The sequence below is a fragment of the Pradoshia sp. Z4_20 genome (assembly GCF_058216035.1).
The window spans coordinates 415,895-428,981 of the sequence record NZ_JBZAJD010000002.1; the positions used below are offsets into that span (position 1 = coordinate 415,895).

The following is a 13,087-nucleotide window of genomic DNA, read 5'->3' on the forward strand; positions in this document are numbered from 1 at the left end:
GGGGGGAGAAAAAGACTGCCAATAAAAAATATCAGGGATCTTCCCTGATATTTTTTTGAGCCTCTGAAGACGGCCAGTCGGTTGATTTTCACCTATCGCCCGATTGAGCTATCTAGCTAATAGTCCCCCATCCACGACATACTCCGCTCCCGTTATATAGGAGGCGTCGTCCGAGGCTAAAAACAAGACTGGTTTAGAGATTTCTTGTGGGTCTGATAATCGTCCTATCGGAGCTGTAGCATACATATCCAGTTGTTCTTGTGTATAGGTTTCTTTTAGCAGCGGGGTTAATACACCTCCTGGACATATCACATTGATTCGAATATTCTTGTCGGCGTATTCTACGGCTGCTGCTTTCGTCAACCCGTTCACTGCATGTTTGGCTGCCGTATACGCCACATTGGGGGTTCCATTGACATGTCTTAATCCTGCGGTAGATGATATATTCACAATGGAGCCTCCCCCCGCCTCGATCATATGCGGAATTAACGCTTTCATCCCATAGAAGGTTCCATGTTGGTCTATACTTATGATTTTGAGGTAGTCTTCATCTGCCAAATCGGTCAGCGAAGACACAGGACCAGCATATCCAGCATTATTCACCAAAACCGTCACAGGTCCAAAGGCTTCAACCGCTTGGTTTATGACATGTTTCCAATCGTCTGGATTGGTTACATCGTGTTTCACAAATAGTGTGTTCTCCCCGAGCTCTTTCGATAACGTCCTTCCCTCCGCTTCGAGTACATCCGTAATCACCACTTTAGCTCCTTCTTTGACAAACTCTCTAACGTGTTCAGAACCCATTCCTCGTGATGCACCCGTGATAATTGCCACTTTTCCATCCAGTCTCCCCATGCTCTTTTCCTCCTTTTTATTCACATTCACACTCATATTTTTACCCAATTTTTGGTATTTGCAAGCGTCTTTTAGTGGGATTGTCTAACTAAAACTGATGTTTCCTGGATGAACAAAATCAAAAAAAGACAGAATATTTCATTCCGCCTTTGACAACCTCTGACACGCAGGACAAAAGTACGAGGTGGTGCTTCCTGTTTTGATCGATTGAATGGTCTCCCCGCATCTAGGGCAAGGTTCCCCTTTTTTATACGCTATCTGAAAATCACTCGTCGAGTACCCACCGTTGTGTCCATAAAAATCCTTTTCAAGAGAAAAACTCCCCTTGGATAAAGAATGGTGCAATTGTTCCTGCATGCTGTCATAGAGGTTTTTGACCTCTTCTTCCGATAGGTTGGATACTTTCTTCTGAGGATGAATTCCGCTTTCAAACAAGATATCGTGAATATACATATTGCCGATTCCGCCAACGTTTTTTTGATTCAACAAGAAGGATTTAATTCCCGCTTTTTTTCCGTTAACCAACCGTCTGATATAGTCATAGGTAAATTCCTCATCGAATGGAGTGAAGGCAATATCTTTGATTGATTTTTCTTCTTTGATTTCTTGTTCATTGGCGATATACACTTTTCCAAACCACCAAAATCGGATGGAAAACCCTGTCCCATCTTGAAATTGGATAAGGAATTGATATTTTTCCTGAACGGGATTGGATGAAATGTGTTCAAAGTAAAGCAAATCTCCTCCCATCCCGAGCGAAATTAACATATTTTCTCCATTCGATAAGGAAACGATGATCCATTTTCCTTTATTTTGAACCGTTTTAACCGTTGATCCTATTACTCGTGATGAAAATACAAACGCCGAAACATTGCAGCACTTTTCCTGCTTTATTTCCACCCGTTCAATTTGTTTACCCGTGAGAGAGTCATTCATCTGGGTGCTTAATTGATAGATTTCGGGTAACTCTGCCATTCTCCATTCCTCCTTTTATGCCAGTTTACCTTATCCGGAGACTATTACGAGAGCCGAATGAACAAAAAGACTGAATGAAACCACTCAGTCTTTTTCCTTATGATATTTCTTGTTGGCCGCTCGCGGTATACTCTCCCTCTAATTCTAGCATTCGCTCAATCAGATCACCTATAATCAACATAACGTTTAACAGACATAAACAAAAAGGGGAAACTCAAACAAATTCAAATCATTTCTCGCTGACTCTTTATGTATGTATTTAGTTGACCCAACTCTCATCATAAGGATTTTGCTTCCATTTACGGAGCTTATTCAGCTCCTCCTTTGTCACGTATTGGTGTTCTTCCGCAACTTCAATAAGAGTAGAATAATCGCTTAAGGAATAGTATGGAATCTCAATATCAGCAAATGCACTAGTTGCTTTATCCATTTCATATGTAAAGATTGATACAACCCCTAGTACATCACAGCCGGCTTCACGCAATGCCTTGGCACATGTGATTGAGCTTCCTCCCGTTGAGATCAAATCCTCCACGATGACCACTTTATCGCTTTTTTCCACTTTCCCCTCAATTTGATTTCCTTTTCCATGCCCTTTTGCACTGGAACGAACATAAATCATCGGCAAATCTAGCTGTTCACTTACCCAGGCAGCATGCGGAATGCCTGCTGTAGCTGTTCCTGCAATAATCTCAGCTTCAGGAAATTTTTCTTTTATTAATTGAGCTAGGCCTCTCGCTACATCCCTCCGTACTTCCGGGTAAGACATCGTTAATCGATTATCACAATAAATCGGGGATTTGATACCTGATGACCAAGTAAATGGATTGCTTGGCTGTAAGGCTACAGCTTGAATAGATAATAAATGCTCTGCTATTTTTCTTTTCATATCGGTCTCTCCCATTCTTCAACTATCTTATAATAGGCCTCTATTGGATTCTCTGCCGTTGTAATACTTCTTCCCACAACGATAAAATCACTGCCCTGCCTACTAGCCATAAACGGTGTAGCCACCCTTTGTTGGTCTCCTGCTGCATCACTGGCCAGACGAATTCCCGGAGTAACTGTTACGAAATTTCGACCAACCTGATTTTTAATTTGCTGTACTTCATGTACGGAGCAAACTACTCCATCAAGACCTGATTCTTTTGCTAATTGACTATAATGAATGACACTTTCAGCCAGGGTTGTCTGAATGAATTGCTCTCTTTGCATCTGCTCTTCACTTGTGCTTGTCAATTGCGTAACCGCTATACATAGCGGTCTTTTTTCTCCAGTAGAGGTACCCTTTTCAAGACCATCAAGCGCATATTCCATCATCTTTCTTCCGCCTGCTGCATGAACATTAACCATATCGACTCCCAGTCTTGCCACTGTCTCCATTGCTTTTCCAACCGTATTAGGAATATCGTACAATTTCAAGTCCAAAAAAATGTCATGTCCCAATCCTTTAATTGTAGTGATGATAGAAGGACCTTCTCCGTAATAAAGCTCCATACCTACTTTAACAGCCAATTTTTCCTCATTAAATTTATGTAAAAATCGCAAGGTTAGCTCTCTATTAGGAAAATCAAGCGCGATGACCGGTGTATTCCGCATTCCTATTCCAGCTCCTTCCAATACATTCTGATATATGATCAAACCCGAGTGATAAAATTAGGTCTGGGAGAGCGTCAATAATCTCAGGCATTACAAACGGATTAATAAAATTGGCTGTTCCAACCGCAACCGCACTCGCACCTGCATAAAGGAATTCAATAACATCCTCTGCTGTTTCAATGCCGCCCATGCCAATGATAGGAATCGAAACCTGCGAGCTAACATCATGAATCATTCGAATCGCAACCGGTTTAATGGCTGGCCCTGATAAACCGCCTGTCCGATTAGCCAAAATCGGCTGGGATGTTTTGAGATCAATACGCATTCCTATTAGTGTATTAATCATCGTCAGTCCATCAGCACCACCATCTTCAACTGCCTTCGCAATGGATACTATATCGCTGACATTCGGAGACAATTTAACATAAACTGGCACTGAAGATACTTCTTTTACCGCTTTAGTTAATTCTTTAGCCACAGACGGATCGGTACCAAATTGAATACCTCCGCATTTTACATTCGGACAGGAAATATTCAGTTCAAGAGCATGCACATTTGGAGCTGTACTGATCCGTTTCGCCGTCTCCACGTAATCCTCCATCATGGTTCCTGCCACATTAGCAATAATCGGTACATCGTACGTATCAAGCCATGGAAGCTCCTCATTCATCACATGCTCCAAGCCAGGGTTTTGAAGTCCAATGGCATTTAGCATCCCTGCATTTGTTTCCGCAACCCTTGGAGTCGGATTTCCAATACGCGGTTCAAGTGTCGTTGATTTAATGATGACGGCACCCAGCTTATCGAGATCATAGAACTGGCTGTATTCCCTCCCAAAGCCGAAACAACCAGATGCCGGCATAATCGGATTTTTTAAGGCTAATCCAGGCAGATTGATGCTTAATGGATTATTCATATGACGACCTCCTCTGAACGAAATACCGGGCCATCGATACATATCTTCCGGTATCCATTTCCCGGGGTACGGCACACACAGGCAAAGCAGGCACCTATTCCGCAGCCCATTCTCTCTTCAAGCGAAATAAACACCTTTTTCCCTTTATATTTATCCTTAACGGCCTTTAGCATTGGTGTTGGCCCACATGTATAGACCACATCAATGTCCATTGGAACTGAAGCATTTGTTACATAGCCTTTTATTCCGTAAGTCCCGTCTTCAGTTGTGATAATGGTCTCCCCAAGCTCAGCAAATTCGTTTTCATAAAAAATATCTACTGCGGTACGGAGGCCCAAAATATGAATCACAGATACACCTTTAGCCGTTAAATCTCTTGATAGCTGCAATAAAGGTGGTATTCCAATTCCTCCGCCTATCAAAAGCGCTTTTCCTCCCGGGTTCACATCCTCAACCGTAAACCCGTTGCCAAGCGGACCAAGCACATCGACTTTTTCCCCTGTTTTTTTTTCAGAAAGAATCCTGGTTCCTTTCCCTTCCGCTCTGTAAACGATTGTAAAACGAGATTGCTCAGGGTCAATTTTACATATACTGATTGGCCTGCGCAGCAAAGGATCTATTCCGTTCGATACTTTGATATGTACAAATTGCCCAGGCATTGCCATGGAGGAGACAAGTGTCCCCTCCATAGTCATTTCAAATATATTCGGCGCAATCATTCGATGGCTGACGACTGTCATCATCTCTTTTTGAATCATAAGCTGATTGCCTCCTTGGCTGTTTGCATATGGTTCATTTTAGTTGTCGAAAACGTTAGCGATTCCAGTACTGTTAAAATGGCATTGGCCGTATCCAAGGAAGTCATGCAAGGAATCCCATTTTCAACCGACTCACGACGAATTCTAAAGCCATCACGTTCAGGCTGTTTTCCCTTGGTTAACGTATTAATAACCAGCTGTGCTTTGCCATTATGAATCATATCCAATAAGTTCGGCTCTTCACTGCCAATTTTTCCAACAATTCGACATGGAATATTCGCTTGATCTAACGCTTGAGCCGTTCCCTCTGTAGCAATGATTTGATAGCCGATTTCATTGAAACGCTCCGCAAGTAAAACGGCCTCTTCTTTGTCTTTATCCGCAACAGTCAAGAGGACAGTTCCATATTGCTTAATTTGAATTCCTGAAGCAATCAACCCTTTATACAAAGCCTTTTGCAATGTATCGTCTTTTCCCAGTACTTCACCCGTTGACTTCATTTCTGGTCCGAGCGTAATTTCAACCTGGCGAAGCTTTGCAAATGAAAATACTGGTACTTTTACGAACACACCCGCCTTTTCAGGGACAAGGCCATTTTCAAGACCATAATCCTTAAGCTTTTGTCCCAAAATGACCTTAGTGGCCAAATTCGCCATTGGAACATTAGTGATTTTGCTTAAGAACGGTACCGTCCTGCTTGAACGGGGATTAACTTCAATTACAAACACTTCATTATTAGAGACTACATATTGGATATTAAACAGACCAATTATATTCAAACCCTTTGCTAGTTTAATCGTATAATCTATAATTTTTTCTTTCGTATTTTCTGACAGATTCTGTGGAGGGTAGACTGCTATAGAATCACCAGAATGGACTCCAGCACGTTCAATATGCTCCATGATACCCGGAATAACAACTGTTTCACCATCAGAAATTGCATCTACTTCAATTTCTTTCCCTGTTAAATAACGATCGATTAATACAGGATGCTTCGGATTTATCTTCACGGCATTTTTCATATAATGAAGCAAATCCTCCTGATCATCCACGATCTCCATTGCCCTTCCACCAAGAACATAGGACGGTCTTACCAAAATAGGGTATCCAATCTCATCAGCCACTTCGACTGCTTCCTCCACTGACAAGGCTGTTTTCCCTTTAGGCTGCGGGATATTCAGTTCTGTTAAGGCTTGCTCAAACATATCGCGATTTTCAGATCGATCCACATCCTCTAAAGACGTACCCAGTATCTTAACTCCTCTTTCTACAAGGGCTGAGGCAAGATTAATGGCTGTCTGACCGCCAAATTGTACAATAACCCCTTCTGGTTTTTCTAAATCAATGACATTCATCACATCTTCAATCGTTAAGGGCTCAAAATATAGTTTGTCTGAAATGCTAAAATCTGTTGAGACCGTTTCCGGATTGCTGTTTATAATAATCGCTTCATAGCCGGCTTCTTTAATCGCCCAGACAGAATGAACAGTTGCGTAATCAAACTCAACTCCCTGCCCGATTCGAATGGGTCCGGAACCAAGTACAACGACACTCCTCTTTGGCGTTACGATTGATTCATTCTCATCCTCATAAGTGGAGTAAAAATATGGTGTTTCAGATTCAAACTCCGCAGCACAGGTATCGACCATTTTAAATACCGGTTTGATTTGATTGTCCATGCGCCACTGATACACTTCCAATTCAGAGCTTTTCCAAAGCTTTGCTAAGATATAATCAGAGAAACCAAGTTTTTTGGCTATTAATGTATATCTCGGATGGAAGGGGGCTTCTAACAGTTTAGCTTCCATCTCAACAATCTTTGTAAATTTATGCAGAAAGAATAAATCAATCCGAGACCATTCATGGATTAACTGAATCGTTAATCCGCGCTTTAACCCTTCAGCAATATAAAATAGTCGTTCGTCTGCTGCTATTTTAATTTGTTTTTCTATCTCTTCATCTGTGATCATCTCAGCCTTAGGCAGTTCAAAGTGCAAGATTCCAACCTCTAGGGAGCGAATTGCTTTTAATAGAGATTCCTCGAACGTTCTGCCGATTGCCATAACCTCACCAGTTGCTTTCATTTGCGTTCCGAGGGTTCTGTTCCCTTCCTCAAATTTATCAAAAGGCCAGCGTGGTATTTTGGTTACGACATAATCAAGTGCCGGTTCAAAGCTCGCATAAGTTTTTCCGGTTACGGGATTGATCATCTCATCGAGTGTCAAACCAACTGCAATTTTAGCTGCAAGCTTTGCGATAGGATAACCGGTTGCTTTAGAAGCAAGGGCAGACGAACGGCTCACCCTTGGGTTAACCTCGATAATGTAGTAATTGAAGCTATCTGGATCAAGAGCAAGCTGAACATTGCAGCCTCCTTCTATTTTTAAAGAACGTATAATTTTCAACGACGCATTGCGCAATAATTGGTATTCCCGGTCACTCAATGTTTGGCTCGGTGCCACTACAATCGAATCTCCCGTATGTATTCCGACAGGATCGATATTTTCCATGTTACAAACTACGATTGCATTATCATTCGAATCTCTCATGACCTCATATTCAATTTCCTTGAACCCTGCAATGCTTTTTTCCAGCAAGCATTGGGTGACAGGACTGCTCTTGAGACCACCGGCTACAATCTCGCGTAATTCCTCTTCGTTTGAACAGATTCCGCCGCCTGTCCCTCCAAGTGTATAAGCCGGTCGTACAATTACAGGGTATCCTACAGTCTGAACAAAAGCCTCGGCTTCTTCCAGATTATGAATGATCGCACTGTCAGGAACCGGTTCACTCAATTCGTTCATTAAGCTTCGGAATAGATCACGGTCCTCAGCCTGCTCAATTGCCGATAGCTTTGTTCCCAGAATTTCAACACCGCATTCCTCGAGCACTCCAGATTTGGACAGTTCTACAGCCAGATTTAATCCAGTCTGCCCTCCAAGAGTCGGCAATAGAGCATCAGGGCGTTCTTTACGGATAATTTTACTGACAAACTCTAACGTTAATGGCTCAATATAAACCGCATCTGCAATTTCCGTGTCTGTCATAATTGTAGCCGGGTTGGAATTAACCAAGACAACACGATACCCTTCTTCTTTTAATGCCAGACAAGCTTGTGTACCCGCATAATCAAATTCTGCTGCCTGGCCGATTACAATCGGTCCGGATCCAATAACCAGGATGGATTTAATATCTGTACGTTTACTCATTTTACTGCCTCCTTCAGTTTGGATCTCTCAATCATGCTAATGAATTGATCAAATAAATAATTTGCGTCCTCCGGGCCAGGCGATGATTCCGGGTGATATTGGACGGTGAAAGCATCGTAGTATTTATGTCTTAATCCCTCAATCGTTCCGTCATTTAATGCAATATGCGAAACTTCCAAGTCTGTTTGTTCAATAGAGTCATATTTCACTGTGTATCCATGGTTTTGCGAGGTCAGTGCAATTTTGCCTGTTTTTAAATCTTTAACTGGGTGATTGGAACCGCGATGCCCAAATTTCATTTTTTCAGTTTCTGCATTACATGCTAGAGCAAACAACTGGTGCCCAAGACAAATGCCGAACATTGGCACTTTTCCGATAATTCTTCTTATCATTTCAATCGCTTCCGGTACATTTTCAGGGTCTCCCGGTCCATTTGTCAGCATGATACCATCTGGACGCAGCGTCATAATTTCTTCAAAGGTAGTATTATAAGGCACAACGATTACATCACAGCCTCGATTGTTTAATTCTCTTAATATTCCATGCTTCATTCCAAAATCTACTACAACTACCCGATAACCGCGTCCTGGACTCGGATATGCTTTTTTTGTAGATACCTTTTGAACCTGATTACGAGGCAGCACAGTTGCTTTCACTTGATGGAGCATCGTTTCAGCATCTTTAGTTATTGAACAAATCACACCTTTTACTGTACCTCTTTCACGAATCATTCTTGTCAACTTCCGAGTATCAATCCCTGCAATGCCAGGGATATTCCTTATTTTCATATATTCATCAAGAGAAAAATCACTTCTCCAATTCGAAGGAAAATCAGCCACTTCTTTTACAATTAGGCCACTTAGGCTCGGAGCGATTGACTCAAAATCATCCCTATTGATTCCATAGTTACCAATTAAAGGATAAGTCATCGTAATAATTTGACCGCAATAAGAAGGGTCAGATAAAATCTCCTGATAACCGGTCATCCCCGTATTAAATACAACCTCACCAATTTTATCGCTTTCTCCTCCAAATGCTTCGCCAATAAAAATTGTTCCATCTTCTAAAATCAATTGTCTCTTCATTCAGTTAGACTTCCTTTCTGCCAAACTACTTTTCCTTCCACAATCGTCATGACCGGCCATCCTTGACAGCTCAGGCCAGCAAATGGCGTGTTTTTTCCTTTGGAAAGGAAGGTATCAGGATTAATCACTTGTTCTTCTTCTAAATCAAGCAAGACGAGATCCGCAGGCATCCCTATTTCTATTTTTCCGTAGTTAAGTTCAAATGCTTGCGCTGGTTTAATCGTCAAGAAATCAATTAATTGTTTCAGGGTCATCGCTCCCTTTTTTACCAAATATGTATACAACAGCGGAAAGGCTGTTTCTAATCCAACTATGCCAAACGGCGCAAGTCTGATATTTTGTGATTTTTCCTCTACTGAATGGGGAGCATGATCCGTAGCGATAAAATCAATCGTCCCGTCTAACAGGCCTTCTAGCAATGCTTTTTTGTCATCCTCACCTCTTAAAGGCGGATTCATTTTAAAATTAGGATCCAGCTCCTTAATGTCCATTTCGGACAGTAACAAATGATGGGGGGTTACCTCTGCTGTTACATGTATGCCTGCTTTCTTGGCATCACGAACCGTTCTTACAGACTCCTTCGTGCTTATGTGGCAAACATGATAATGGCACCCTGTTGTCTCGGCCAGTAATACATCCCTGGCAATATGGACCGCTTCACATACTGAAGGGATGCCGGGTAATTCATGTTCTCTCGAATAGATTCCTTCATGTACACATCCACTTTGAATTAACGAATTATCCTCACAATGAGCGACAATGGTCATATCCAGTTTTGCAGCTTTTTTCATAGCTTCAAGCATCATACCAGCTGACTGGATGCCGACTCCGTCATCTGTAAAGGCAAATGCTCCGGATTTTTTCAGAGATTCAAAATCAGTTAATTCCTTTCCGAGCTCCCTGACTGTAATTGATGCATAGGGCAATACCCTTGTGCTCGCCGTTTCTCTTATTCTATTATTTAACGAACGTAAATGTTCGGCTGTATCCGGAACGGGTCGTGTATTCGGCATAGCAGCTACAGTGGTAAATCCGCCTTTTGCTGCAGCCTGTGTACCTGTTTCAATCGTTTCTTTATGTTCTCCTCCCGGCTCTCTTAGGTGAACATGCAAATCGATAAAACCAGGTGCCAATAAAAATCCTTTAGCATGAATGATGTTTGCCTGCTGATTTTGCAATTCATCCTGGATATCGGAAATCACTCCGTTTTGAATTAAAATATCCTTTGTGACCTGTGTTCCATCCTCAAGATAAAATTGCGCACTTTTTATAATTGTATTCATGATTTGCCGCTCCTCCCCTTTGCTCGATACTATTTTTTAAAGCAGCCATTCTCACATATACTCCATTGGTCATTTGTTTAAATATTCGCGAACGTGCGCATTCAACTAAAGAATCATCAATTTCCACACCTCTGTTCACTGGCGCAGGATGCATAATTATACAATTACTCCTCAGCCGTCTCTCCCTTTCAATCGTCAAGCCATATCTGTTCAAATATTCTATTTTGCTCATTGGCATTTCCACTGAATGACGTTCATGCTGGATCCGGAGCAACATAACTACATCTGCGTTTTCGATAGCGTCATCAATTGGTTCATAGGCCACATTACTTCCCGGAGGATTCGCCCAAGTTTGTGGGCCTGAGAAAACAACCTTTGCGCCTAATCGGGTCAGTGTTTCCGCATTTGATCGCGCTACGCGGCTATGCCTGATATCTCCTATGATTGCCACTTTTAAACCTCGAAACGTTTGAAATTCCTGTTTAATGGTCATCAAGTCCAATAAACATTGTGTAGGATGATGCCCGCATCCATCACCAGCATTCATTATGGATAAATATACACCACTTTGTATTAAATTTGCAAAAAAATTATCTTCTGAATGACGAATTACTACGGTTTCCACTCCAATTGCTTCTAAAGTCTTCACTGTATCGGATAGGCTTTCGCCTTTTAATACACTTGATGTTTGCACTTCAAAAGGGATTACATCCAGCCCAAGCTTCCGCTGTGCCATTTCAAAGCTGATTTTAGTACGCGTGCTCGCTTCAAAAAATAAATTTGCTACAAAGTGTCTTTTTGCTGGCATCCACGTTTCCCCATTAGCAAATGCCTCAGCATCTAAAAGCAAGCCTGTAATTTCCTCAATCGACAAATCTGTCATCGTAAGTAAATGTTTCACAATCAACCAGCCTCCCATATTCTAAAAAAAACCCTAATTCGTTTTTTACGAATCAGGGTTTTAGTTTATTTAGTCGATTCATCCCAATATCGCATACTGGAATTGTCGTACTTAACCTAATCCCTGTATTTTACTTGTTGGATCTACTATCAACCCTGACTTTCGCTGGTTTCCTTACCGGGAAGTACAAGATTTAAGATGACACCTACAATGGCGGCTAATGCCATTCCTGAAATGGAGGCATGATCGGTGATTTTGAGCATTGCACCACCTACACCAATGATTAAAATGACAGAGGATATGACTAAGTTTCTATTTTTAGATAAATCGATTTTGCTGTCGATCAACATCCGTAAACCACTTGATGCTATGATACCGAACAGAAGAATGGATACCCCACCCATCACAGCTGATGGAATGGATTGAATAAGGGCTGAAATTTTTCCAATAAATCCGAACAGGATTGCAAAGACTGCCGCTCCGCCTATAACATACACACTGAATACCCGTGTAAGAGCCATAACACCTATATTTTCTCCATAGGTTGTATTCGGAGGACCACCAAGACAAGAGGCAATCATAATGGATACTCCATCTCCTAACAATGAGCGATGCAATCCTGGTTTCTCAACAAAATTACGTCCTGCGATTTTACTAATAACCAATTGATCACCTATATGTTCTGATATAGGGACGATGGCAATCGGAATCATAACCAGAATAATCTCCCAGCTTAACGTTGGCGTATAATCAACAAATGGCATCGTGAAGTTTGGAAGCTGGAACCAGGCTGCTTCTTTTACCGGAGTGAAATCTACAATTCCAAAGAAGAGGGCTGTAATATAACCACCAATAATACCGATTAATACTGGAATCAGTGAAAAAAAGTTTTTTAAGACTACACTGCATATGATCGTGATGGCAAGTGTAATTAAGGCAACCGTAATATGTTTTGTGCTGTAAACAAGCACTTCTGCATTCGGATTTTCATACATGGCCATATTGACTGCTGTTGAGGCAAGACCAAGACCAATTACCATAATGACAGGACCAACTACTACAGGCGGTAAAAAATTTAGGATTGTTTTAGTGCCTAGTTTTTTAACTAATAAAGCAACGAGTGCATAAACAAGTCCAATCAAAAAGCCGCCTACTAAAGCAGAGCCAACACCACTGCTTTCATTTAGTAAAGTAATCGGATAGATAAAGGCAAAGGATGAACCGAGATAGGCTGGTATTTGCCCTTTGGTGATCAGGATGTAAACCAGTGTACCAATACCGCTTGTCAATAGGGCAATTCCCGGATCAAGGCCTGTTAGAATCGGCACAAGAATGGTTGAACCAAACATCGCAAATAAATGCTGCAGGCTTAATATAAACCATTGCTTCGGAGTTGGTTTTTCATTGACATCGTACCTTATATGAGGATTGTTTGCTATTTCTGTAGAAGTCATAATTATTGCCTCCCTGATGAAAGAATTGGTTTCGAAGGGAGATGATTATTTG

At 41.6% G+C, this 13,087-nt stretch carries 11 protein-coding genes; all 11 read right to left on the reverse strand.

All coding sequences use genetic code 11. The features are described 5' to 3' along the window. Positions 1-108: 108 nt before the first annotated feature. The 11 genes from AC4BHP_RS07990 to uraA all read right to left on the reverse strand — a co-directional run bounded on the left by AC4BHP_RS07990 (position 109) and on the right by uraA (position 13,035). A complete protein-coding gene (locus AC4BHP_RS07990; RefSeq protein WP_140461250.1) occupies positions 109-855 on the reverse strand; it encodes an SDR family NAD(P)-dependent oxidoreductase in 747 nt (248 codons plus the stop codon). 138 nt (positions 856-993) lie between these two features. Continuing rightward, entirely contained in the window at positions 994-1,830 is an 837-nt protein-coding gene (locus tag AC4BHP_RS07995) for an Fpg/Nei family DNA glycosylase (protein ID WP_490551831.1), read from the reverse strand. A 259-nt stretch (positions 1,831-2,089) separates the two neighbouring features. After that, entirely contained in the window at positions 2,090-2,719 is a 630-nt protein-coding gene (gene pyrE, locus AC4BHP_RS08000; RefSeq protein ID WP_490551832.1) for an orotate phosphoribosyltransferase, read from the reverse strand. Continuing rightward, a complete protein-coding gene (pyrF, locus tag AC4BHP_RS08005; RefSeq protein ID WP_490551833.1) occupies positions 2,716-3,429 on the reverse strand; it encodes an orotidine-5'-phosphate decarboxylase in 714 nt (237 codons plus the stop codon). The genes pyrE and pyrF overlap by 4 nt, the downstream gene beginning before the upstream one ends. Next, complete coding sequence (locus AC4BHP_RS08010) at positions 3,401-4,345, reverse strand: dihydroorotate dehydrogenase (protein ID WP_148629551.1); 945 nt, start codon at positions 4,343-4,345, stop codon at positions 3,401-3,403. The genes pyrF and AC4BHP_RS08010 overlap by 29 nt, the downstream gene beginning before the upstream one ends. Beyond that, on the reverse strand, positions 4,342-5,103 hold the full coding sequence (locus tag AC4BHP_RS08015; RefSeq protein ID WP_148629550.1) for a dihydroorotate dehydrogenase electron transfer subunit: 762 nt from the start codon (positions 5,101-5,103) through the stop codon (positions 4,342-4,344). Before AC4BHP_RS08015 ends, AC4BHP_RS08010 begins: the two co-directional genes overlap by 4 nt. Beyond that, the gene (gene carB, locus AC4BHP_RS08020) at positions 5,100-8,312 is read right to left on the reverse strand and encodes a carbamoyl-phosphate synthase large subunit (protein ID WP_490551834.1); all 3,213 of its coding nucleotides are present in this window, start codon (positions 8,310-8,312) and stop codon (positions 5,100-5,102) included. The genes AC4BHP_RS08015 and carB overlap by 4 nt, the downstream gene beginning before the upstream one ends. Further along, positions 8,309-9,397 carry a carbamoyl phosphate synthase small subunit gene (locus tag AC4BHP_RS08025; protein WP_490551835.1) on the reverse strand — a complete coding sequence of 363 codons (1,089 nt, stop codon included), beginning with the start codon at positions 9,395-9,397 and terminating at the stop codon, positions 8,309-8,311. The genes carB and AC4BHP_RS08025 overlap by 4 nt, the downstream gene beginning before the upstream one ends. Continuing rightward, a complete protein-coding gene (pyrC, locus tag AC4BHP_RS08030) occupies positions 9,394-10,680 on the reverse strand; it encodes a dihydroorotase (protein WP_490551836.1) in 1,287 nt (428 codons plus the stop codon). The genes AC4BHP_RS08025 and pyrC overlap by 4 nt, the downstream gene beginning before the upstream one ends. Next, entirely contained in the window at positions 10,643-11,581 is a 939-nt protein-coding gene (locus AC4BHP_RS08035) for an aspartate carbamoyltransferase catalytic subunit (protein ID WP_066100647.1), read from the reverse strand. Before AC4BHP_RS08035 ends, pyrC begins: the two co-directional genes overlap by 38 nt. A gap of 149 nt (positions 11,582-11,730) precedes the next feature. Beyond that, entirely contained in the window at positions 11,731-13,035 is a 1,305-nt protein-coding gene (gene uraA / locus AC4BHP_RS08040) for a uracil permease (protein ID WP_490551837.1), read from the reverse strand. Positions 13,036-13,087: the final 52 nt, after the last annotated feature.